The organism is Tenacibaculum salmonis, from assembly GCF_041053065.1.
GTDB lineage: Bacteria > Bacteroidota > Bacteroidia > Flavobacteriales > Flavobacteriaceae > Polaribacter > Polaribacter pacificus_A.
Genome location: NZ_JBFCVV010000001.1, coordinates 1,757,862 through 1,782,855, shown reverse-complemented (window position 1 = coordinate 1,782,855; position 24,994 = coordinate 1,757,862). Strand labels below are relative to the sequence as shown.

The 24,994-nt window shown below is 27.2% G+C and carries 21 protein-coding genes; 7 read left to right on the top strand and 14 right to left on the bottom strand.

Annotated elements, in window-relative coordinates; genetic code table 11:
• Positions 1 to 6: 6 nt before the first annotated feature.
• Genes AB0T67_RS07720 through AB0T67_RS07705 form a run of 4 tightly spaced genes read right to left on the bottom strand, consistent with a single transcriptional unit; the run spans position 7 to position 5,994 of the window.
• The gene (locus tag AB0T67_RS07720; protein WP_369219828.1) at positions 7 to 1,350 is read right to left on the bottom strand and encodes a DUF3526 domain-containing protein; all 1,344 of its coding nucleotides are present in this window, start codon (positions 1,348 to 1,350) and stop codon (positions 7 to 9) included.
• A gap of 2 nt (positions 1,351 to 1,352) precedes the next feature.
• Positions 1,353 to 2,798, bottom strand: coding sequence for a DUF3526 domain-containing protein (locus tag AB0T67_RS07715; protein WP_369219827.1), 1,446 nt, complete (start codon positions 2,796 to 2,798; stop codon positions 1,353 to 1,355).
• Between the two features lie 5 nt (positions 2,799 to 2,803).
• Positions 2,804 to 5,242, bottom strand: a complete 2,439-nt coding sequence (locus AB0T67_RS07710) for a TonB-dependent siderophore receptor (RefSeq protein ID WP_369219826.1) — start codon at positions 5,240 to 5,242, stop codon at positions 2,804 to 2,806.
• A gap of 59 nt (positions 5,243 to 5,301) precedes the next feature.
• On the bottom strand, positions 5,302 to 5,994 hold the full coding sequence (locus tag AB0T67_RS07705; protein ID WP_369219825.1) for an ABC transporter ATP-binding protein: 693 nt from the start codon (positions 5,992 to 5,994) through the stop codon (positions 5,302 to 5,304).
• A gap of 608 nt (positions 5,995 to 6,602) precedes the next feature.
• Between AB0T67_RS07705 and AB0T67_RS07700 the strand changes: the two genes are divergently transcribed.
• The gene (locus AB0T67_RS07700) at positions 6,603 to 7,451 is read left to right on the top strand and encodes an N-acetylglucosamine kinase (protein ID WP_369219824.1); all 849 of its coding nucleotides are present in this window, start codon (positions 6,603 to 6,605) and stop codon (positions 7,449 to 7,451) included.
• 64 nt (positions 7,452 to 7,515) lie between these two features.
• Here AB0T67_RS07700 and AB0T67_RS07695 read toward each other — a convergent pair whose 3' ends face one another.
• Positions 7,516 to 7,956: a GNAT family N-acetyltransferase gene (locus tag AB0T67_RS07695; RefSeq protein WP_369219823.1), complete on the bottom strand. Its 441-nt coding sequence runs from the start codon at positions 7,954 to 7,956 to the stop codon at positions 7,516 to 7,518.
• A 38-nt stretch (positions 7,957 to 7,994) separates the two neighbouring features.
• On the bottom strand, positions 7,995 to 8,429 hold the full coding sequence (gene rpiB, locus AB0T67_RS07690) for a ribose 5-phosphate isomerase B (RefSeq protein ID WP_271231058.1): 435 nt from the start codon (positions 8,427 to 8,429) through the stop codon (positions 7,995 to 7,997).
• 966 nt (positions 8,430 to 9,395) lie between these two features.
• Here rpiB and rnr point away from each other — a divergent pair.
• The 3 genes from rnr (at position 9,396) to AB0T67_RS07675 (ending at position 12,614) form a co-directional block, all read left to right on the top strand.
• The gene (rnr, locus tag AB0T67_RS07685) at positions 9,396 to 11,612 is read left to right on the top strand and encodes a ribonuclease R (protein WP_369219822.1); all 2,217 of its coding nucleotides are present in this window, start codon (positions 9,396 to 9,398) and stop codon (positions 11,610 to 11,612) included.
• 87 nt (positions 11,613 to 11,699) lie between these two features.
• On the top strand, positions 11,700 to 12,380 hold the full coding sequence (locus AB0T67_RS07680; protein ID WP_271231060.1) for a head GIN domain-containing protein: 681 nt from the start codon (positions 11,700 to 11,702) through the stop codon (positions 12,378 to 12,380).
• 33 nt (positions 12,381 to 12,413) lie between these two features.
• Positions 12,414 to 12,614: a Sec-independent protein translocase subunit TatA/TatB gene (locus AB0T67_RS07675; RefSeq protein ID WP_271231061.1), complete on the top strand. Its 201-nt coding sequence runs from the start codon at positions 12,414 to 12,416 to the stop codon at positions 12,612 to 12,614.
• 68 nt (positions 12,615 to 12,682) lie between these two features.
• On the opposite strand, the gene AB0T67_RS07670 is transcribed toward AB0T67_RS07675, so the two are convergent.
• Entirely contained in the window at positions 12,683 to 13,000 is a 318-nt protein-coding gene (locus AB0T67_RS07670; RefSeq protein WP_101902192.1) for a heavy metal-binding domain-containing protein, read from the bottom strand.
• Between the two features lie 4 nt (positions 13,001 to 13,004).
• On the bottom strand, positions 13,005 to 13,931 hold the full coding sequence (locus AB0T67_RS07665; RefSeq protein WP_271231062.1) for an SPFH domain-containing protein: 927 nt from the start codon (positions 13,929 to 13,931) through the stop codon (positions 13,005 to 13,007).
• A gap of 129 nt (positions 13,932 to 14,060) precedes the next feature.
• On the opposite strand from AB0T67_RS07665, the gene AB0T67_RS07660 reads away from it, so the two are divergent.
• Positions 14,061 to 14,459, top strand: coding sequence for a DoxX family membrane protein (locus tag AB0T67_RS07660; RefSeq protein ID WP_271231063.1), 399 nt, complete (start codon positions 14,061 to 14,063; stop codon positions 14,457 to 14,459).
• Between the two features lie 141 nt (positions 14,460 to 14,600).
• Here the strand turns inward: AB0T67_RS07660 and AB0T67_RS07655 are convergent, their stop codons facing one another.
• The 4 genes from AB0T67_RS07655 to AB0T67_RS07640 all read right to left on the bottom strand — a co-directional run bounded on the left by AB0T67_RS07655 (position 14,601) and on the right by AB0T67_RS07640 (position 21,266).
• Complete coding sequence (locus tag AB0T67_RS07655; protein WP_369219821.1) at positions 14,601 to 15,458, bottom strand: class I SAM-dependent methyltransferase; 858 nt, start codon at positions 15,456 to 15,458, stop codon at positions 14,601 to 14,603.
• A gap of 114 nt (positions 15,459 to 15,572) precedes the next feature.
• Positions 15,573 to 17,450, bottom strand: coding sequence for a tRNA uridine-5-carboxymethylaminomethyl(34) synthesis enzyme MnmG (gene mnmG / locus AB0T67_RS07650; RefSeq protein ID WP_369219820.1), 1,878 nt, complete (start codon positions 17,448 to 17,450; stop codon positions 15,573 to 15,575).
• A 30-nt stretch (positions 17,451 to 17,480) separates the two neighbouring features.
• Entirely contained in the window at positions 17,481 to 17,897 is a 417-nt protein-coding gene (gene ybeY, locus AB0T67_RS07645; RefSeq protein WP_369219819.1) for an rRNA maturation RNase YbeY, read from the bottom strand.
• Between the two features lie 36 nt (positions 17,898 to 17,933).
• Positions 17,934 to 21,266 carry a DUF4175 family protein gene (locus AB0T67_RS07640; protein ID WP_369219818.1) on the bottom strand — a complete coding sequence of 1,111 codons (3,333 nt, stop codon included), beginning with the start codon at positions 21,264 to 21,266 and terminating at the stop codon, positions 17,934 to 17,936.
• Positions 21,267 to 21,389: 123 nt separating this feature from the next.
• Between AB0T67_RS07640 and AB0T67_RS07635 the strand changes: the two genes are divergently transcribed.
• Together AB0T67_RS07635 and gltX are read left to right on the top strand one after the other, a co-directional pair.
• A complete protein-coding gene (locus AB0T67_RS07635) occupies positions 21,390 to 22,196 on the top strand; it encodes a transporter (protein ID WP_369219817.1) in 807 nt (268 codons plus the stop codon).
• 123 nt (positions 22,197 to 22,319) lie between these two features.
• A complete protein-coding gene (gene gltX / locus AB0T67_RS07630) occupies positions 22,320 to 23,837 on the top strand; it encodes a glutamate--tRNA ligase (RefSeq protein ID WP_369219816.1) in 1,518 nt (505 codons plus the stop codon).
• Positions 23,838 to 23,914: 77 nt separating this feature from the next.
• On the opposite strand, the gene AB0T67_RS07625 is transcribed toward gltX, so the two are convergent.
• Together AB0T67_RS07625 and AB0T67_RS07620 are read right to left on the bottom strand one after the other, a co-directional pair.
• Positions 23,915 to 24,505 (bottom strand): hypothetical protein, encoded by a 591-nt coding sequence (locus AB0T67_RS07625; RefSeq protein WP_369219815.1) that lies wholly within the window; start codon positions 24,503 to 24,505, stop codon positions 23,915 to 23,917.
• Between the two features lie 51 nt (positions 24,506 to 24,556).
• Entirely contained in the window at positions 24,557 to 24,991 is a 435-nt protein-coding gene (locus AB0T67_RS07620; RefSeq protein ID WP_369219814.1) for a tellurite resistance TerB family protein, read from the bottom strand.
• Positions 24,992 to 24,994 lie beyond the last annotated feature (3 nt).

Below are 24,994 nucleotides of genomic sequence, written 5' to 3'. Positions count from 1 at the left end.
TGTTAATCAATTAATTTTAAAAAATATAATACTTCCTAAAAGAAAAAATACACCAATAAAAATTAATGTAACAACACTATTTTTAAAGGAAGTTGTATTTAATTTTGATATAAAAAAAACAGATTTTAAAGTATTCCATTCAATAGAATTTGCATTTTCATTATTAAATATTTTAGGATAAAACTGTAATCTTAAATTTTCATGAAAACCTGTAGTAGCATGTAAAAATTCTATTTGATGTTTTAAACTTGTATTTGCTAATTCATTCATAGATAATTGTACTTGTACAACAGGAAAAAACGCTGTCATTTTAGCAGTTAATAACACTCGTTTTGTTATTGTTGCATACATGGCTTCTTGTTCTAATTTAGAAGTATCATCTCCCATTTGTTGCATAGCATAATACCATAACCACGAAAATCCTTTTTCTTTTATTCCATAAGAAGCAAACTGTGGATAATGTTTATAAAAAGCTTCTAAAGTCTCTTTTTTATCGGTATCCCATTTTTTATGATAACCATCTCTTTGCTTTATTGTCATTGCAAAAGCCTTATCTAAAGGATATTTATTTGTAATATGATTATTTATAACTACAGGTAAAAAAACAACTAAAAACAACCAAGTAACTAATAGAATAATAGCATTACTATTGGTTGATTTTTTAAATGAAATAACAAAAAAACATACCACAAACCAAAATAATAGATACAAATAGCTTAAAATTATAAAATAAATAAAATTTATATCTAAAGGTATTTGTAAACTATATTTAGCTATTAAAAACAAGAAGCCTAAAATACTACTTACAAAAAACAGTTTAATAGATATTTTTTGTAGTAAAAATATAAACGCAGAATTAGCCTGAATACGAATTAATTTCCAAGTTCCATTTTCTATTTCTTCGGATAAAACATTAAAATTTAAGGCTATAATAACTAAAGGTAATAGAAAAATAATTACAAAACTTAAATCTAAATTTCCTACTTGTAAGCACATCGGATTTACCAAATCGGTATCATATTTCTGCCCTTCTAAATTTAAAATTCCTATATTTTGAATATGAGGATTTAAATCACTTTGTCCTATTGCTAATCCTGCTAAAGGATTATGTTTCTTTATAAATGAAAATTTCAAGTAATATAATAACAATCCTAAATCTTTCTGATGAAGATTTGTTTGTTTCCTTATCTCTTTTTCTTGCTCTGTGATTGCTTGATTTACAGAATTTTGTTTTTGCAATAAAAATTGTTTTCCTACCTGAATACTTGCTATACCTAATAACATTAATATTGTAAAAACAAGCCATACAGTTTTTGATTGTAAAAACTTTTTTATTAGCGGAATATACATTTTTAAATAATTTTAATATGATGAGAAAGTTTGTTAATCAAAAATAAGGTTGCCAGAAACCAAAATAATAATGATATAATACTTAATAAAGTAATTTTTATAATTTTAGATATTGATATAAAATGATATTTAAATTTAGGAGCTAATTTCCAATGCTCTTTTTTAACCACATGTACCTTTCCTTCACTTCCTTTAGCTGTATTACTTATAAATTTCATTTGTAAATTATTCATAAATTGCGATTGGTTATACCTGTGTTTTTCTACTTGTGCTAAAAAATCAACATAAGTATTAAAATCAGTACTAGAAAAACACATCGATATATTTTTGATTGCCAAAAATGGATTTATCAGAGTAGCGTAATGAGTTATCGTATTTTGTTTTTTATAACTATCTATTAATTTTTGATACTCTTGCTGATAAATTACAGCTGATTGTTTTTCACCTCTACGCATTAAAAAACCTTTATAATTAAAAGGAAGTTCTTTTATACTTGTAACTTTATTTGCTTTTAAAATAGAATCCTGAATATTTTTAAATGTAGGGTCTTTAGGATTATGACTATCTCCTTTTTTTGCAGTTTTTTCTTTTACAATTGCTCTAAACTTTACTTTAGAAATATTAGGATGCAATGTACTACCAATACTTTGTGTTACTTTAGGTATTACAATAAAAAACAATAACCAAATACTTAATAAAATTAGCAATGCTTTGGTTGTATTTTTACTTTTTGCTGATACTGATACGGTTATTCCACATAATATAAAATAAAAAATAAAGTAGCTTATAGTTATAAAAATGCACCTAATAATAAGATGATTATGAAGTGTTGTATTCTTAAAAAAAGTAATACTCCATAATGATAAAAAAGCTGGTAAAAAAAACAAACTAGAAACAAGAAACAACCCGAATAATTTTCCGAAAATAATTTCTTTTATACTAGCTCCTTGTATGTAAACAATTTTAAGTGTTCCGTTTTCTTTTTCAGAAACCATAGTATTATATCCTAAAAAGAAAATAATTAGAGGCAAAAATAGTTGTAATAGAATAGCTATATTTAAATCTCCAAAACGAACCAAACCAGTAGACATACTTGCTTTAGAAAAATTAGCTGTATTTTGTTTATGTGCTTCTAAAAAAATAGCATTACCCGTATAACTTTCTATACCAGAGTCAAAAATAGTTAAAGGGTGTTGTAAGCGAAATATAAACGACCCAAAATGAGCCATTCTATGCGGGTGTTTATCGGGGTTACTTTCCCAACTATCTCTTGATTTTTCTTGATGATGTAAGGCTGTATGTTGTTGCTTTTCAAATGCCTTATAACCATTTACTGTTACGTATATTAAAATAGTTAAAAATAACAGCAATAAAGTAAAAAGGCCTTTAGTACTAAAGGCCTTTTTGAAGAACTGTTTTGTTATTAAAATAACAACATCCTTTTTCATGTTTCTTAAAATTTATACGTAGCATTTAATAAAACATTTCTAGGAGTTCCTGGTGCTAACCTAGCAGGGCTAAGACCTCCTAACCAATGTTTTTTATCTAATAAATTATTTACTTTTAATGTTAATTGCATATTTGTATTTACTGGTTTGTAATATAAAGCTGCATCAAAAACAGTATACTCAGGTAATAAAACTCTTCCTCTATACCAAGTATATTTTTCATCAGAATACTGAGCTCCAAATCCAAGTCCAATTCCTTTTAAAGTTTTACTCGTAAAATCATACTTTCCCCAAAAATTTGCATTATGCTTTGGAGCTCCTCCAATTGGTTGTCCTATTAAACTAGCATCATTATCTTTTACAATTTTAGCGTCATTATAAGCATATGATAGTGTTACCTGAAAATTATCTGACACATAGCCTGATAAATCTGCTTCAACTCCTTTACTTTTTTGCTCTCCTCTTAATTCTAAATTTTCAATATCCCAATAATCTCCCATCAATAAATTTTTCTGAGTGATTTCATATAAAGCCACATTAGTACTTAATCTTCCATTAAAAAACAATCCTTTTGCTCCAAACTCCTTTAAACTACTCTCTAAAGGGTCAAATTTACCTGGAGAAGACTGCCAGAAAAACCCTTCTGCTGTTGGTGATAAAGAAACGGTATTGGTATGTGGTTGAAAACCTTCTAAATATGTTGCATATGCACTAATATTATCTGTAACTTCATATGTTAAACCTAATCTTGGTACAAGTGCAGTAGTTGTATATTTTTTCTCGTTACTTCCTTTGTAATCAAAAATATCTGTAAACCACTCATATCTTAAATTAAATAAAAGTGAGAATTTTCCTGTTTTAAATTGATTTTGAATATAAATACCATCAGAAGTAGTTAAATTAGCTGGTTTTTCTGATTGAGAAATTACATAATTACTTGTATTTCTAATACCGTTAAAAGGGTTCTTTAAATCTAAATGAGGTACAGCAGGAACTAATAATCCGTCGATTTGTTGAAAATCATTAGGGTCACTTTTACCTGGTTTAAATCTTCCTGTTGTTCCATCGTTTAACAAATAATCTCTTGATGAATTAGTAGCAACAGCAACTCTTTCCCAACGTGTTGCATCATATCCTACTAAAACTTTATTACTAATATTTCCAGTTTTAATATCAAAATTAAAGTAAGTACTAAAATTATCTGTATCCCAATTTTGTTGTCTCTCAGCATATCGCATTGCAACAACATCAGGAATTACAACACCTGTAGCATCATAAGCACCACGAAAAGCATCTGCTCTATGTTCTTTTAAATCTTCATCCCAAGTTTGTTTCATATATTTAGCATTAAAACCAATAGTTTTAGTAAATTTTTTGTTGAAACTTGCCATAAAAGTTAGCTCTTTAGTTTTATAAAAGTCATTAGCTGCACTTGGACTTAAAGTAATTGGCGTACTATTTGGGTTATAGTTATTATCAACAGCATCAAAAATTGGTTGTCCTCTATCTAAGTTTCCATCCGCATTATTATAAATCATCTCTACATTAAGTGCCGTAGTTTCATTAGGAATATAACTAAAAGAAGGTGCTATTAAAAGTGCATTGTTATTTACAATATCTCTAAAAGAATTCGCATCTTGATAAGCAGCATTAAAACGATACAATAACGTTTTTTCATCATTTAAAGGTCCTGTAAAATCAGCTGTAGTTCTTAACGTTCCAAAACTTCCTGCTGATATAGAAACTTCACTACGCTTTTCTTTTAATGGTTTTTTTGTTACCATATTTACTGTTCCACCAGGGTCTGCACTTGAAAAAGTTACTGAACTAGGTCCTTTAATAACTTCTACACGCTCTAAATGCGAGGTTATTGGTTGTAAAAAATAATATTGACGGGTACGCATTCCATTTACGACCTGTCCATCATCTGCTTGTGTAATTCCTCTAATATTAAAATGATTATAAAGTCCTGTAGCAGAAACACTACTTACTGTTTTAACGGCATCTACCAATTGAAATGCTTGACGATCAGTAATAAGCTCTTTAGTAACCGTTGCAACTGCTTGTGGAAGTTCTTTATTTTTAATGGCTATTTTAGTCGCTGAAAAAGAATAATCACTATTATAATCTTTTCGTTTTCTTCCTAAAACTTCAACAGATTGTAAAAACTCGACAGATTCTTGTAAAGTTATAGTTCCGATATTTTTAATAGCTGTAACATTTACATTATTTTGGTATGATTCATACCCCATAAATGTTATTAGTAAATTATATTCTCCTGTTTCTTTTAGAGTAACACTAAAAGCACCATCTTTATCAGATACTGCTCCCATTTTATACTTATCGTTTGAAACAATAATATTAGCATTTTGAATGGCTTTTTTATTTTTATCTAAAACCTTACCCGTTATTTTAGATTGAGAAAAACCTAATTGTATTGTCAATAGAATAATTGAAAATATAATTTTTTGAAAGTTATTTTTAAATTGCATTATTAATTAAATTAAATAGTTTTGATGTATAAATCTTGTAATTCTTGTGCACTAATTTTTGCTGTTTCCGTTGTATAAACTATTTGTCCTTCTTTCATAATTCCTATTCTAGAACCTATACTAACGGCATTAAAAATATCATGCGTAGCCATCAATATTCCTACTCCATTTGTGGCTAGTTGTTTGCATGTTTTTGCAAACTCTAAAGATGCTTTTGGGTCTAAACCAGAAGTAGGTTCATCCATTAAAATATAAGAAGCTTTTTTGGCTAAGGCTATTGCGATACTTACTTTTTGACGCATTCCTTTTGAGTATGTAATTAATTTTTTTAAATATGCTTCCTCTTGTAGATTTACTTGTTGTAAAAAGGCTTTTAATTCTTCTTTTGCATAACGAAAACCAGCCAATCTACTAAAAAAATCTAAATTTTCTAATGCTGTAAAATCAGAATATAATTGTACGGTTTCTGGTATATATGCAATTTGTTTCCGTATCAATTTACTATTAGTTACCGAAATATTATTTATTGAAGCTTTTCCTGAACTAGGTTTTAGTAACCCTAAAAAAATAGTAATTGTAGTTGTTTTTCCTGCTCCATTTTGTCCTAGTAAACAAAAAATTTCTCCTGGTGCAATACTAAAAGATAAATTTTTAATTGCTTGAATATCGTTATAATTCTTAGATATATTTTGAGCTATCAACATTATTAATAATATAAATTATAATTGCATTATTATAAAAAATATCCTTTTGATTATTATTTTATATGGTATAAAATCAGCTCAAAAGAAACACTTCTTCTTTTTTTATTTAAAATAAAAACAGTGTAAATTTCTAATTATCTATGATAATCAGAAGGCAAATTTAAACATTTTTCTTTAAAACGCAACTAAGTTGCATTAAATTACGATTACTACATCAGTGTCATTAAAAAAAATACAATACACACTACAAGTTTAATTGAAGAACTCAATAAATAAAATTATGTGAATTTTTAGTATATTTATTGTAAAATATAATTGATATTATGAATGATAATTCAAACACTTTTATTTATATAATAGCAGGTATTATACTACTACACTTTATTGTTGGATTTGGCTATTTATTATATAAAATGACTAAAAAAAAGGATTAATTATTAGTCATTTTATACTCTAAAAAATAACTTAATAGTTCTATAATAAAACTATTAGGCTACCTGTCTAATACCATTTTTTTATATTTTATTTTTGACTTCTTGTTTTTATACTTATTTTTAAAAAATTACCCGTGTAAAATACACAGGTGTAAATACTAAAAAAATCAAATAATGATATTGATTGCTGATGGAGGATCTACAAAAGTAGATTGGGTTGCTTTAGATAATAATAAAAAAGAAGTTTTTAGAACACAAACATTAGGTTTAAATCCAAATGTAGTTACATCTGAAGAATTACTTGCTAGAATAGAAAACTGTAATGAATTAAAAAAGCATCAAAATGCTATAAAAAATATTTACTTTTATGGTGCAGGTTGTGGTACAAAAACACCTAAAGAAATTTTAAAAAATATTTTAGTCGATTTTTTTTCAGCAACAATTAATGTTGATGTTGATGAAGATATTTTAGGAGCTGTTTACGCTTCGGCAAAACACAAAAAATCGATAGTTTGTATATTAGGTACAGGTTCTAATAGCTGTTATTTTAATGGAAAATCAATAGAATATATATCTCCTGCTCTTGGTTATTCAGTTATGGATGAAGCTAGTGGTAATTATTTTGGTAAAAAATTACTAAGAGATTTTTTTTACAAGAAAATGCCTAATAAAATGGCTATAGCTTTTGAAGAAAATTTTAATTTAAATCCTGATTTTGTAAAGCAAAATCTTTATAAAAATGATAATCCGAATAGATATTTAGCCTCATTTGCTAAATTTATGTACCTGTATAAAGATACTCCTTACATAAAAAAATTAGTAAAAAAAGGTTTTAAAAAATTCTTTAATTTTCATGTTTTAGCATACAATAAGAATAAAAAAACACCCGTTTATTTTATAGGTTCTATAGCTTTTTATTTTAAAGATATGCTACAAGATGTAGCAAGTAAAAACAATATTGAAATTACAAATATTATAGAAAAACCTATTAATAATTTAATAGAATATCATCAAGAGTTTTAATTAAATTTTTCTGCTATTTTTAATAATATCTTATCTAAAATAGCAGAGAAAAAGTATTTATATTTTACTCTTTTTTCATTTTAACATGTGGAATTCCGTCTTCTAAATAACCTTTTCCAACTTTAAAGAATCCGTGAGATTCATAAAATTTTATCAAATATTTTTGAGCAGAAATAGTAATATTATTTTTATTGTAATAATCAAAAATAGCTTGTATAGAAACTTTTATTAAATGATGCCCGTAACCATATGTACGTTCACTATTTTTTACAATAACTCTACCAATACTTGGAGTATCAAAATATTCACCACTATTAAATAAACGTGTATAAGCTATAATTTTCTGATTTTTTATACCTAAAACATGCAATGCTTTTTGGTCTTTTCCGTCAATATCTTGATAAACACAATTTTGTTCTACAACAAAAACTTCAGAACGTAATTGAAGTATTTCATATAGTTCTGAAGTAGTTAATTCTGTAAATTTTTTTATTAAAAAAATCATTTAAAAATAATTCAATTTATAAGGATTGTAAATTATTATTAACAACCACAAGCAATTTTATTAACTCTATCGGCATGTCTTCCGCCTTCAAATTCTGTATTTAAAAATATAGTTACAAAACCTAAAGCTTGTTGTAATGATACAAAACGAGCAGGAATAGTTAAAATATTTGCATTATTATGCTGACGAGTTAATGCTACTAATTCATTATTCCAACATAAAGCAGCACGTACACCTTGATGTTTATTAGCTGTCATTTGCGCACCATTACCGCTTCCACATAAAATAATTCCCATTTCAGCTTGTTCAGTTTCTACTGCTTCTGCTGTTGGATGTATAGCATCTGGATAATCCATACTACTATTATCATTTGTTCCAAAATTAATTACTTTATGTCCTAATTCTTCTAAAAGTTTAATAATTTCAAATTTATACTCGGTACCTGCATGGTCGTTTCCGATGGCAATTGTCATAATTTGTTGATTTTAATTTAGTTGTCTGTTACAAAAATACAGTTATTCAGGGTTATCAACAGTAATTAACAATGCTTTTTTAACGATTCTTAATAAAGTGTTAAAAATCAATTAATTAACAATATTCATTAAATGTTAACAAATACTAGTATCTTTTTAAAACTTTTTTTGGTTATTAAATTATTTTTTACAATACTCGAATAGGTATTAAATATGCAACTTTTTTTATGATTTTATAATAAACATTTATCAACATAAAATTAACCTCTTATTAACAATATAGGTCTCATTAGATATTAAGAATTAACAGTTAATAACTGTTAATAAGTATTGTTAACAAGTACTATAAAAGCCTAATAATCAAATAAATGAATATCTAATGAAATGTTAATTATTTTTAATAAGTCATATAAACAAAAATTATACCTTTTATTTATTGTAGCTATTAACACACTATAATAACAATCATATTTATTTTTAAAATTTAAAGAAAAGATTTATATAATATAGTAAATGTTAATAACCTAAAACTTAATAGAAATTAAGAATTTATTTTATCAATAAATAAATAGAATCAATTATAAAAAAGGACAATAATTATATAAATTGTTTTTATATATATTTGCAGTATAATTCTGTTAACTATATAACGTAATATTCCTTCTCCATTAACAGAAATTATATTTTACAACTTTATTAAATGAATTCTATAAATTTCATTTAGCAATTATGAATAGTTGTAAAAAAATAAAAAATTCGATATTTTTTGTAGATTAATTACTCAACTTCTTTTCAATTTTCAAATTATTTTTATTTGTCTAAAGAAGATTGGTTATTAAAAAAAAGAATATATCATCAATAATAAAATTTCACCTAATTAAGAATAAATTGATAACAGTTATTTAATAATAAATACCGTTAATTTATTTGTAAATTGGTGATAATTAACAATAAGACGAAAGATTAATGACTAGAAAGAAAAAAATATATAAAAAAAAGGGAAAAGTAATTAAAGACTTAACTTTAAAGATTTTTAAAATATTAAAAGAAGACACTTCAAAAACATATAATTACAAACAGATTGCAAGTAAAATGGATATTTCTGATTCTGACGGAAAAAGCCAAGTACTTAAAAAATTAGTAGAACTACACGAAACAAAAAAAATTAAAGAACTTGATAGAGGTAAATATCAAATAAATAATGACCGTAAATATCATATCGGTACATTAGATTTAACATCAACAGGAAATGCATATTTTATGTCTGATGATTTTGAAAATGATATTTTTATTCCAGCAATAAATTTAGGAAAAGGATTACATCAAGATACCGTAAAAGTTTTTGTTTACAATAAAAGAAGATCTTCTAAATTAGAAGCTGAAGTTGTTGAAATAATTGAACGTAAAAAAACAGAATTTGTAGGTATTTTACAAATGAATAAAACTTTTGGCTTTGTAATTCCTGATAATCAAAAAATGCCTGTAGATTTATTTATCTCTCAAAATAAATTAAACGGAGCACAAGACGGAGAAAAAGTAGTTGTACAAATGACCGATTGGCCAGAAAATTCTAAAAACCCGTTTGGAAAAATTACTCAAGTTTTAGGTAAACCTGGCGAACATGAAACTGAAATACATTCTATTTTATTAGAATATGGTTTGCCTTACGAATTTCCTGAAGAAGTAGAAAAAGAAGCCGAAAATTTACCTATTGAAATTACTGAAAACGAAATTTCAAAAAGAAGAGATATGCGTAAAGATTTAACCTTTACCATTGACCCAAAAGATGCCAAAGATTTTGATGATGCATTATCATTTACAAAATTAGAAAATGGAAATTATGAAATAGGAGTTCATATTGCCGATGTTTCGCATTATTTACAACCAAAAACTATTTTAGATGATGAAGCTTATGAAAGAGCAACATCGGTTTATTTAGTTGATAGAGTAGTACCAATGTTACCAGAAATGTTAAGTAACGGGGTTTGTTCATTACGTCCGCATGAAGAAAAATTAACTTTTTCGGCAGTTTTTGAAATGAATGAAAAAACAGAAATTGTAAATAAATGGTTTGGTAGAACGGTAACTTATTCTGATCAACGTTTTGCTTATGAAGAAGCGCAATCAATTATTGAGAACTGTAAATTATCAGAAAATATTGAAGTCTACGAAATGCCTGTAGATATTTCAATTACTGATGAAAGTTATCAAGTAGCATCAGAAATAGTTGAAGCTACTTTAAAACTAGATGAATTAGCCAAAAAATTACGTAAAAAACGTATGAAAGCAGGCGCAATTTCATTTGATAGAGTAGAAGTAAAGTTTGATTTAGATGAAGCTGCAAATCCTGTGGGAGTTTTCTTTAAAGAATCGAAAGATGCTAATAAATTAATTGAAGAATTTATGTTATTAGCCAATAGAAAAGTAGCCGAATTTATTGGTTTTTCTAAAGGAAAAGAAACAAAAAGCACTTTTATATATCGTACACACGATGAACCAAATATTGATAAATTAGCTTCTTTACAGAACATTATCAACAAGTTTGGGTACAAAATAGATACTGAAACAAAAGAAAAAACATCACAATCGTTAAATAAATTATTAGCTGATGTTCAAGGTAAAGGAGAAGCCAATATGGTAGAAACTTTAGCAATTCGTTCTATGAGTAAAGCAGCTTATACGACTCAAAATATTGGTCATTATGGTTTAGCTTTTGATTATTATTCGCACTTTACATCGCCAATTCGTCGTTATCCAGATGTGATGACACACCGTTTATTACAGCATTATTTAGACGGCGGAACTTCTCCTAAATCAGATGAATACGAAGTAAAATGTAAGCACTCCTCACAAATGGAAGAATTAGCTGCAAAAGCAGAGCGTTCTAGCATAAAATATATGCAAATAAAATACATGAAAGATCATCAAGATGAAGAGTTTGAAGGTGTTATTTCAGGAGTTACTGAATGGGGAATTTATGTAGAAATTACTTCAAATAAATGTGAAGGAATGGTTAGAATCAGAGATATAAAAGATGATTATTATACTTTTGATGAGAAACAGTATGCTATTGTAGGACAGTCATCGAACAATGTTATTCAATTAGGAGATAAAGTTGTTGTAAGAGTTAAAAATACTGATTTAGAGCGTAAACATTTAGATTTTCACTTAGTTTCTCATTAATTTAGAGCAGTTGTCACAATAAAAAATAGTATTTATCTTTATAGTATTGGTATAATTATTGAAATTATCAAGTAACTAATAACAATTATGATTAAAAAAATAATATTTTTAAGTTTGATTTTGATGCCATTTTTATCAACTGCTCAAACAACAGTAACAAAAAAACTAGGAGAATTTTCTATAGTGAAAGTGTTTAATGGTATTGATGTCGTATTAGTAAAATCGACAGAAAATAAAATTATTATTACAGGAGAAAAAGCAGAAAAGGTAACTGTAAAAAGTAAAAATAATACCTTAAAAATATCTTTAAAATTTCCTGAAACTATAGCTGATAATAAGGTTAAAATAACACTTTATTATGAATCAATATTACAAATAATTGACGCTAATGAAGGTGCTGTTGTTACTGGAAAAGATATTGAACAACCAACAATTGAAATAAAAGCACAAGAAGGTGCTTTTATAAACATGGTTGTTAAGGTGAAACATTTAAAGGTAAAAAGTTCATCAGGTGCTGTTGTAAAGCTCTCAGGTTCTGCTAAAAATCAAAATGTGGAGGCTAATTTAGGAGGCATGTATCACGGATATAATTTATCTATTACCGATTTAAACTATATTCGTGCAGGTTCAGGCTCTAAAGTAGAAGTACAATCTGGCGAAACATTGGACGCTAAAGTTTCTTTTGGAGGTTCTATTTTTTATAAAGGAACTCCCGAAATTTTAAAAGAGAAAAAAGTAATTGGAGGAGTAATTGAACACAGAATTTAATTTAGTATATTTGTACTGTAAAATTTAATTAAAATGATTTCACTTACTATAGTTTTAGGAATGATTGGACCATGGCAAATAGCCATTGTAGTTGCATTAGTTTTATTAATGTTTGGAGGTAAAAAAATTCCAGAATTAATGAAAGGTTTAGGTACAGGTATCAAAGAATTTAAAGATGCTACCAAAATCGAAGAAGATGAAGAGACAAAAGAAAATACTGAAAATAAAAAATAAGTATTTTTAATTATATATAAAAAACCGAAACTATTAAGTTTCGGTTTTTTTATGTTTAATTTTTAGAGTTAAAATTTAATTGCCGTTCCCGAGGCTGTTACCATTAGCATTCCGCCATTTGGTCCTACGGTTTCATAATCTAAATCGACACCAACAATAGCGTCTGCACCTAAAGATTTAGCTCTTTCTTGCATTTCTTGTAAAGATGTATCTTTTGCTTCTCGCAATACTTTTTCATATGAACTAGAACGTCCACCAACAATATCTCTAATTCCTGCAAAAAAATCTTTAATAAAATTTGCTCCAATAATTGTTTCACCAGTAACAATTCCTAAATACTCTTTAGCTGGTTTATTTTCGATGTTAGGTGTTGTAGTTATAATCATAATATTATGCGTCTTTTTTAAGATTCTTACTTTCCTTCATGCTTTCGCCTATTTGATTTGTAGCTGCAAAACTAGCTACCATATCATTTAACATAGAACTTGCTGCATTCGGGTTATTTGGAAGTAAAATTAGGTTACTATTTGTATCAGCCCCAATAGATTGTAAGGTATCGTAATGTTGTGTAATTACAATTAATGCCGATGCTTCTTGCGAGTTAATTCCTGCTCTGTTTAAAACCTCTACTGATTCTTCTAAACCACGAGCAATTTCTCTACGCTGATCGGCAATACCTTTTCCTTGTAAACGTTTACTTTCTGCTTCTGCTTTGGCTCTTTCAACAATTAAAATACGTTGTGCATCACCTTCATATTGAGCAGCTGTTTTTTCTCTATCAGCAGCATTAATACGGTTCATAGCTTCTTTTACCTGTGCATCAGGATCAATATCGGTAACTAATGTTTTAATGATATCATATCCATAAGTCATCATTGCTTCATTTAATTCTGATTTTACAGCAATTGCAATATCATCTTTTTTCAAGAAAACATCATCTAAAATCATTTTAGGAACTTCCGCACGAACTACATCAAAAACATACGAAGTAATTTGATCGTGAGGATAATCTAATTTATAAAATGAATCATATACTTTTTCTTTAATAACCTTATATTGAACAGATACTTTTAGTTTTACAAAAACATTATCCAATGTTTTGGTTTCAATAATTACATCTAATTGCTGAATTTTTAAACTTAATTTTCCTGAAATTTTATCGACTAAAGGAATTTTTAAATGTAAACCTGATTGACGAATACTATGGAATTTACCAAAACGTTCTAGAATAGCCGCAGATTGTTGTTTAACTGTAAAAAATGATTTGAAGAAAATAAATAATCCAATAAGTATTATTGGATACAAATAATTAAACATAGTTTTAATTTTTTTAGTTAGTAATTTTTTTATAAAGATACAGAAAGAAGTAGCTAACTACAAGACGCTTTTTTTTTTAAATGTTATATTTTTTTTCTTTTAAAGGTATATTTGCTTAAAATCAATTTTATGGAAATTATTAAACAACACGGAGCAGAAATTTTAATTTTACTTTTTTTAATTGTAACTTTTTTACAGTCGGGTGTAGATAAAGTTTCCGATTGGAATGGTAATGTTTCTTTTATTAAAGATCATTTTAAAAATACGCCTTTAAAAAATTTAGTCCCACTTTTATTAATGATAATTGTAGTGATGGAATTAATTGCTGGAGCTTTTATGTTTATCGGAATTTTTAATTTAATTACTATGGGAGATGGTGATTTAGCTTTACTAGGAGTTCAAATAGCAGCACTTTGTTTAATTTTTCTTTTGATAGGTCAAAGACTTGCAAAAGATTATCAAGGAGCAATGTCATTAGGAGTTTATTTTATAGTAACAATTTTAGGAATGCATTTGTTAAGTAATTAAAATCTATAGTGAAATGGTTATTAATAAATTTTAACTATATTAAAAACCTCTTAAAATAGTTATTTAAGAGGTTTTTTATTTTTAATAATGTAAATGTGTATTTAATTATTTTAAATAGATAAAAATATATTTAAAATAATTTTAATTATTTTTTATCAAATAAATTAAAGAAGAATACTCTCCATTTTTATTTGCTTTTATATTTGATGTTAATCCTGTAAAAAAAGCACTAATTGGTTTTGATGTATTATTTTTATATTTTTCTGATAATAAAGAAACATAAAAAGCATCAAACTTCATTGGAAGTATTTTTGTTACTTTCATATCAATATCAGCAAATAATTTAGAAATTGAAATTTTAGAAAAATGCCATAAATGTCTTGGAACATCATAAGCAGCCCAAAATTCTTTATATTTTTTCGCATCGTAACTTTTATAATTTGGTACTGCAATAATTAAAACACCATTTGGTTTTAATAATTTTTTTAATTGATTTGTATATTCAATTAAATTAGGAATATGCTCTAAAACATGCCAAAGAGAAATAACATCAAATTGTTCTCCTTTATAGTCTGAAATATCTTCTTGAAGCTCAATATTTTTTTTTGAAGCAAAGTTTCTAGCTTTTTCTGATGGTTCAACTCCTGATACTTTCCAATTATTTTCTTTACAAACTTTTAAAAAATCACCAGTACCAGCACCTACATCTAAAATTGTTTTTTCTTCGGATTTAAAAGAATTTATCAATTTTAATTTTTGTTTTAAAGTATGATTTTTTACTACTTGGTAAACTTTATCAAAAACACTTTTTTTACTATCAGTATGCGAAATATACGCATCACTTACATAGTAATTTTCTAAATTTTGAGGAACAGGCGAAGTAACAAGCATATCATATTTCTTGTTATACATTACTTCGTAACTTTCATCAGAAACCGTATGATCGATACAATTTAATAATGGTGTAAGATTTTTGTAAAGCTCTTTTGTTGTTTCCAATTTTTTGTTTTTTATGATGTTCTAAGCTAAATATTGATGCTTTATTATTGCAATAATACGTAAAAAAAAACGCTCCATATGGAACGTTTTTTTATCAATATAATTTTTATTTTATTACCTTCCCATGTAAACTAATAAAACAGAAATATCACTTGGTGATACACCACTTATTCTACTAGCTTGTGATATTGAAGTTGGTTGAATTTTATTTAATTTTTCTCTAGCTTCATGTGATAATGAATGTACTTTACTAAAATCAAATTTAGCAGGAATTTTAACGTTTTCTAATCGGTTTAATTTATCGGCATTATTTTTTTCTTTTTCAATATAACCAGAATATTTTAAGTGAATTTCAACTTGTTCAATTATTTCTTGATCCATATCATTTTCTTGAAGATAATTTTCTAGTTTTTCAATAACTCTAAAATCATTAAATGATAATTGTGGTCTTGTGGCTATTTTAAATAATTTAACTGATTGATTAATTAAACTAAGTTCTTTGCTTTCTAAAATAGGATTTATCTCATCTTGTTTAACACTTAAATTTTCTACAAATTTAACAAGAGCGGCTGTTTTAATTCTCTTATTTGTTACTCTGTCTAATCTTTCTTTAGATGCTAAACCAAGATTATAAGCTATTTCTGTTAAACGTAAATCAGCATTATCTTGTCTTAATAAGGTTCTATATTCAGCACGAGAAGTAAACATTCTGTAAGGTTCTTCTGTTCCTTTTGTAATTAAATCATCAATTAAAACTCCAATATAAGCCTCACTTCTTTTTAAGATAAAAGGTTCTTTATTTTGAGTTTTTAAAGCTGCATTTACACCTGCCATTAAACCTTGTGCAGCAGCTTCTTCGTAACCAGTAGTTCCGTTAATTTGTCCAGCGAAAAATAAATTTTCAATTAACTTAGTTTCTAAATTATGTTTTAATTGTGTTGGTTGAAAGAAATCATATTCAATAGCATATCCAAAACGCAAGAATTTCACATTTTCAAAACCTGCAATATGTCGAATTGCTTTGTCTTGAATATCTTCAGGTAATGATGTAGAAAATCCGTTTACATAAATTTCTACGGTATTCCATCCTTCAGGTTCAACAAAAACTTGATGACGATCTTTATCAGCAAAACGATCAATTTTATCTTCTACAGATGGGCAATATCTTGGTCCTGTTGATTTAATTCTACCGTTAAACATTGGCGAACGATCAAAACCTTCACGAAGAATATCGTGTACTTTTTGATTTGTATATGTTAAATAACAAGAACGTTGTGTGGTTAATTTGTCAGTAATTGGTAAGTAAGAAAATTTCTCAGGATTTTCATCACCAGGTTGTTCAGTCATTTTAGAAAAATCTAAAGACCTTGCATCAACTCTTGGCGGAGTTCCTGTTTTCATCCTTCCAGCTTCAAAACCTTTTTCAACTAAATCTTCAGTAATACCAGTTGAAGCACCTTCACCAGCTCTACCACCGCCAAAGGTTTTTTCACCAATATGGATTAATCCATTTAAAAAAGTACCTGCAGTAATAATTACTGTTTTGGCTTTTATTTCTAAACCTAAGGCTGTTTTTACTCCAACAATTTTATTTTCATCAAAAATTAATCCGTTAACGGCATCTTGATAAAAATCTAAATTATCGGTTTTTTCAAGCATATTTCTCCAACATTCTGCAAATTGCATTCTGTCAGATTGCGCTCTAGGACTCCACATTGCAGGTCCTTTCGATTTGTTAAGCATCTTAAATTGAATAGCTGTTTTATCAGTTACAATTCCACTGTAACCACCTAAGGCATCAATTTCTCTTACTATTTGTCCTTTCGCAATACCACCCATGGCTGGGTTACAGCTCATTTGAGCAATATTTTGAAGATTCATTGTTATTAGTAATGTATGTGCGCCCATGTTTGCACTTGCTGCGGCAGCTTCACTACCAGCATGTCCACCACCTACTACAATTACATCGTATGTTGTATTAAATAAACTCATTTTTTAATGCTGTTCCATTAGGAACGATTTTTAGTTTAAATTTAAAAGTTTTAAAGAATCATTTTCTTTAGTACGCATTATTTGTTTTTCTTCATCCGTTTTATCTTTGTATTTCATGTAGTGCAATACGCCATGAATAATAACTCGGTGTAATTCGTTTTCAAATAATACATCAAACTCTTCTGCATTTTCTTTTACTCTTTCAATTGAAATAAAAATATCTCCACCAACTAATTTTCCTAAGGTATAATCGAAACTGATAATATCTGTTAAGGTATCATGTTGTAAAAACTCCACATTCATTTTATGTAAATAGGTGTCATCACAAAAAACATAGTTTATTTCTCCTAATTCAAAACCTTCTTTTTCGATACAATTTAAAATCCATTGTGCCGTTTTTTCTTCATTTTTTAGTTGAAAATCGGTTTCGTAATTAAATTCAATCATGTTATTTTAGTTGTTTAAAAATAATATTTTTAAGTATTATTTGTTGCTTTTAGGAAGGCTAAAATACTCTTGAACCTTCTTTTTATAATCAGGTTGCAAAGGTAATGATTGTCTATTTAATATTTCTGTTTGGTTATAAAACAACTTTTTAAACTTTAATTCTTTAGCACTTTTGTTGTCAAACTCTTTTAAATTAGCATCAGATTTTCGTTGTTTGTCTTTATTTTGTTCAAAAGTAGCTTTATCTAATTTCAGTAATTGATAATTTAATTGTTGCATTCTGTTAATGCTTTGTTGGGTAAAACCTTTTTCTAAAATGTCGTTTTCTAATTGTTCCATTTTTTTTACCGCTTTTTTAGCATTTCCGTTTCCACCTTTTCCTTGTTTTAAAGCTTCTTCTAATTGCTGTCTTAATTGCGATTGTTCTTTATAAATTTGATACAATTCTCCATTTAATTTTTCACTTTGTCCTTCGCCTTCACCATTTTTTTGACCTTTCTTTTTACCTCCTTTACCATCTTTAGGTTTCCCACCTTTTTTCTTTTTCATTCCATCTTGCATCTTTTTCATTAATTCACCTTGTTTTTTAATGATGTCGGGCAAGCTAAAAGATTTCCCTTTTCCCTTTCCTTTTCCGCTACCAGATTTCGGGTTTTTCATGGCGTCAAGCGTACTACTTAACATATCGGCTAAGGCATTTGCGGCGGTCATTATATATCGCTGATTTGTAATACCATTTTGAAATTTATTATCGGCAAAATTTTCTAAAGATTCATCTAAATTATAATGAGCCAAAGAAAGTTGATTTTGAATTTTTGAAGATATTTTAGGATTTTTCATTGATAAAACAAATAAACTATCATCAATATGTTCAAAATAAGTTTTAAGTTGAAATTGTTTTTGCAAGTTTTTTCCAAAGTTCGGATGCGAAGAATTACTTTCCGAAAATACATTCATTAAATCTTCTTGATCAAAAGAAAAAGTAATTAAATTTTCTAAAACCTGACGCAAACCTTCCATGTTTTCTTCTTCAGATTCTGCGCTCATTTGTTGCATTGATTTTTGCATTTTCTGAGCCATCTCTTCCATTTTTTCGGAAGCTTTTTTCTGATTTTTTTTCGATTCAGGTTCGTTTTTCTTTTCTAAATTTTCTTTTGCTTTGTTTAATTCTTCTTGCGTTTTTTTCGCTAAATCTTCCATTTTTGGAATTTCCATTGGAGATTTTAAATTTTTATTATCTTTTTTAAGTTCGTCTAGCTCTTTTTTAACTTGCTGAAAATCGTTGTTTATTTTTTGTTGTTCTTCTTTTATTTTTTCTTCAGAAGCTTTTTTATTAGATTCTTTAGATGTTTCTTTTTTACTTAAATCTTTTTGTTTTTTTGATAAATCTTTTAAGTTATCAGCTATTTTTTGCATTTTTTGTTCCATATAAAAACGCTTGGTCATTTCTAAAATACGCTCTAAACTTTTTTCTTGTTGTTTGTTTTGTTCGGCTAATTCTTTAGTTTTTTTAAGTAAATCTTCTCTATTTAATTTTTCAGCTAACTTTTCAAGTTCGTCTAGTAATTTTTGTTGTTTATCTAATTTTTTAAGCTCTTCAATTCGTTTTTTTAAGTCTTCTTTCTTTTCTTGTAAGGCTTCATTTTTCTCTTTTTTCTCTGAAAAATTTTCTTTTAAATTATCAGTTTGTCGTTGCATCATTTTTTTATATTGATTTTGACGCTTAATTAAACTTTCAATTTTTTTCTGATTATTCCAGTTTACATTTTTCTTATTTTGAAGCTCAAATTGAATTTTTTCTAACGATTTTTTCTCTTCTTTTTGCTTCCTTAAAGACTTTTCTAAATTTTCAATATGATTACGTTGTTCTTGTAAAAGTTCCGTTTCAATTTGATTTTTTGTTTTTTGTTGATACGAAAATTTCTGACTTTTAGTCTTTTTACTACCGTTGATAATATCGTTATCAAACACTTGAAAATACATTTCGTAGTTAATTCCTTTTTGTAAATTCAAGTTATCAGGAAATTCAAAAAAGAACGTTTGCAAGGTGTTTTTAGTAAGTTCTATTCTTTTAATTTTTTGATTTTGTTGACTATTATTTTTATCATAATAAACTAATTCTAATTTTTTGAAACCATAATCATCAGAAATTTGCCCTACAAACTGTGCATTTCCACGCGATATACTATCAATATTAGATTTTACATTAATTGTTGGATGTTCATCTTTAGTAACCCCAATTGAAAATTGTAATTTCTCGTAATCTTTTAAATTTTTATTGGTCGTTGTAATTTGATAATTGAGTGCTTTTTTTACTTGTTTTTTGAATTGAAATTTATTTTTTTTATCCTTTAAAAAAGGAAATCGTTTGTTATTTGAAAGTAAATGAACACTATCAGTTTCAGAAGTTTTAACTGCCCATTTTACAATTGTTCCTTGTGGAATAATTATATTTCCTGTGTTTTTAATGATTTCATTTTTCTTTTTGATATAGTTCGGATACGTTAAATGCAATGAAATATTTTGAATCGAAGGCGTATTTATTACCGCTATTTTAAATAAATCCGAAGTAATACCATTTGCACTTGCATAAAAATTAACAGGTTTTTGTACTTGTGTAAAGGTGTAAGAAAACAAACCATTTCCTTCATTTTTGAAGAAATATTGTTGTTCATTAAAATGAATTTTTACTTGTTCAGGAACAGTTTTTCCTGTTATTTGTACGTACACAGTAATGTCTTTTTCTTTAATAACAGTCAAATTTTTTGAGGTGATATTAAAGTAAAAAGGGGCAGGAGCTTTATAAGCTACCGAATGATTTACAACTCGATTAAAACTTTCAGATAATTGTTGAGAAGTACCTGTTAAAAAAAATAATCCCCAAATAATTAGCGGAATTAACGCATATTTTAAATAGCGAATATTAGTTTTAAAATCGATTGCTTTGTTAAAAGAAATAGGTTGTATTTCTTCTGATTTTTGATTAATACTTGCTATTAATAAATCAGATTTAGTGTCATTTTGTTTTAATTGAAGCAGATTTAAAAGTTTATCTTGTACTTCAGGAAAATGATTTCCTATTATTTTTGATGCTTCTTCAAAAGAAATTCCTTGTTTTAATCCTATAATTTTAAATATCGGAAAACAGATAAAACGTATCAATAAAAATAATTGTACAATTATAAATAACCAAAATAATAAAGTTCTGGCATTGGGTTTAAGCCATAAAAAATGCTCTATAAATAAAGTAAATAAAAGGTATATTAAACCTAATGAGATAAATAAAATGCTTCCTTTTATTAATTCGCTTGTATAGTATTTTTTACTAAACAGCTGTAATTTTTGTTCTATTTTGCTAAAATTCTCCATATCAGTTTATAAAAGTACTATTTTTAAAAGGAAAATTTAAGTAAATATTTCTGTAAGATTTTTTTGTTATTTACTACTAAAGTATTAAAACCTAATCAAAAATCTTTTAACAAAAATATCTTAATGAAAAAAACAGCTATTTTATTATTATTAACAGTGTCTTTTAATCTTTTGGCTCAAAGTCCTTGGGTTCAAAAAAAATCAAAAGGATATACACAGTTATCTTATACGAGTATTTCTAATTATAATACACTTTTTGGAGAGCCTCAAATAGATTTATCTAATGAAATATCAGATAATACTTTACAGTTTTATGGAGAATATGGGCTTTCAGAAAAAACAAGTTTATTGGTAAATTTACCGTTTAAATTAACAACATCAAAAGGAGTAATATCAACAAGTAATAATTCATTAGGAAATATTCAAATAGGTGTAAAACATAATTTTTATAAGAAAAAATGGCTTTTATCAGGTCAACTAGCCGTTGAAGCTAATACGGGAACTTATGATAAAATTTCAGGATTAAGAACTGGTTATGATGCTTGGAGCTTTACTCCATTATTTTTAGCAGGTCGTGGATTTGATAAATGGTATATTCAAGCTTTTACAGGTTTTGATATTCGTACCAATAAATATAGTAGCAATTATAAATTAGGTGGAGAAATAGGTTATAAAACATTTGATTGGTTATGGATTGCTTGTTTTTTAGATGGGGTAGCTTCTTTAAATAATGGCAATATTGTAGTGCCAACTCAAAATTTAAATACAGGTTTGTATATTAATAATCAAAGTTATTCAGGTTTTGGACTTAAATTTATAGGAGAAATTAACGATAAATTTGGAACAAATTTGGCTTTAGGTGGTGCTTTTTCAGGATATAATGTAGCCAAAGTACCCGCTATTAGTTTTGGATTTTATTATAAATTATAAAGTTTTTATAGCTTCTAAAATATAGGAGTTTACTTAGCAAATTTCTTTATTTTATTCTTTTCTTTTTTCTCTTTCCGTTTCTCTAAACATAAAACTATATTTGTAGCTTCAAATCAACATAAAATGACTGATAACGTAAGAGTACGCTTTGCTCCTAGCCCAACAGGACCTTTACACATTGGTGGTGTAAGAACCGCTTTATTTAACTATTTATTTGCTAAAAAATATAACGGAACTTTTGTGTTACGTATTGAAGATACCGACCAAACTCGTTATGTTAAAAATGCCGAACAATATATAGTTGATGCTTTAGAATGGTGTAATATTCCTTTTGATGAAGGACCAAATAATAATGAAAAATTTGGACCTTACCGTCAGTCAGAACGTAAAGAATTATATAAAGAATATGCCAATATTTTATTAGAAAAAGGATGGGCATATTATGCGTTTGATACTGCTGAAGAGTTAGATACTCATCGTAAAAATCATGAAGAAAACGGAAAAACGTTTACTTATAATTGGCATAATCGTCAAAAATTAAACAGTTCATTAGCACTTTCATCAGAAGAAGTTGAAGCTAAATTAGCAGCTGGTGATAAATACGTTGTTCGTTTTAAAACGCCACAAGATGAAACTTTAATACTTGAGGATGAAATCCGTGGAAAAATTAAAATTGATACTAATGTTTTAGATGATAAGGTTTTGTTTAAATCAGACGGAATGCCAACCTATCATTTAGCAAATATTGTTGATGACCATTTAATGGAAATTTCGCACGTTATTCGTGGTGAAGAATGGTTACCATCAATGGCATTACATATTTTATTATATCGTGCTTTTGATTGGAAAGCTCCAAAATTTGCACATTTACCTTTAATTTTAAAACCTGTAGGAAAAGGAAAATTAAGTAAACGTGATGGTGATAAATTAGGATTTCCTGTATTTCCATTAGAATATACCAATGAACAAACTGGTGATGTTTCTAGAGGATATAAAGAAGACGGTTATTTTAACGATGCTTTTATAAATATGTTAGCTTTATTAGGATGGAATCCTGGTACGGAGCAAGAAATTTTTTCATTAGAAGAATTAGTTGAAGTTTTTGATTTAAGCAGAGTTAGTAAATCGGGAGCTAAATTTAGTCCAGACAAAACAAACTGGTTTAATCAGCAATATTTACAGACAAAATCAAACGAAGAATTAACAGCTTTATATTTACCTATTCTTAAAGAAAAAGGAATTGAAGCAGATGCTGTTTTTACAGAAAAAATAGTATCATTAATAAAAGAGCGTGCTACGTTTGTTGCTGATTTTTGGGAATTATCAAGTTTTTTCTTTGAAAATCCATCAGAATATGATGAAAAAGCAACCAAAAAACAATGGAAAGAAACTACTGGTGAATTAATGCAAGAGTTAATTACGGTAATTTCTAACATTGAAGGTTTTACAATAGAAAATGCTCAAACCGAAATTAAAGGATGGATAACATCAAAAGAAATTGGTTTTGGAAAAGTAATGCAACCACTTCGTTTGAGTTTGGTAGGTAAATTAGCAGGTCCTGATTTATTTGATATTATGACAATGATAGGTAAAGAGAATACTTTACAGCGAATTAAAAACGCAATAGATAAATTGTCTTAAAAAGACATCAAAAATAATAATATAAAAAAACGCCACTTTATAACAAAGTGGCATTTTTTTATATTTGGAAAAGCTTTTTAGTATTTATTATAATAACAATCAGGTCTTGATTTTGAACCATTACGACCATTACGACCATTCGATTTTAGTTTAAATACTAAAGATAAAGTAGCTTGAATATGAGAACGCATACTTTCAAAGCTATCTGCCGAATATTTATAATAAACTTGTGGGTTAAGCCCAATTGTATTGGTAAACCAATAAATTCCACCAGTACCAATGTTTAAAGTAGGTGTTGATCTTAACTCAGAATCAACGACACTTCCTCCTACAAAAACATACGGGCTAAATTTATTTAAGATAGCATCAAAATTATAACGTAACGAAGCATCCATAGAAAAATAATTAACAGAATTTTCCATAATACCAATATTATCAATAACACTTAAAGACATTGCACCATTAACTGATAAATGCTTACTAACAGGTACTGTTAAACTAAGTACAGGTACTTGAAACATATTGGTATCACCAATAACAGCACCATCACTTTCACTAAACTTTGTAATTCCTATACCAGCACCTATTTGCCATGAATCATTTAAATTTTGTGAACATAAATTGATTGAAAAACAAAAAAGTGTAATAAGTAAAATTCTATTTATCATTAAAAAGGGGGGGTATAATTATATTATTAATTAATATTTAATGAAATAAGATTAAATCGCATTTACTTTTTTGATAGCTGCAGTAAAATCATCTAAATCATTATCATTATTTACTAAATGGATTGCTTCATTACAAACTTTTTCAACATTATCTGTAGGAAATTGTAAAGCAACAGCAATTTTTTGCATAAGCGATACTTCTTTCTGATCTATTTGTCCGTCTGCAAAAACCATTTTAGTTAAACGATATAAACGCTCAATACGCTCATCATAATTTGCAGGAGGATTTACAGGGTATTTTTCAGGATTTTTTAAAACATTAGTATATTCTGTTGCATCAATGTTTAATCGAGTAGCCGTTCTATCTAATAATTTTTGTTCTCCTTCTGAAATAATTCCATCAGTTTTTGCAATTTTTACAACACTTGCAAAGTGTCCTAGTTCTTGTTTGTGTTTTCCAGTAGAATATAAATCTGATATTGACATTTT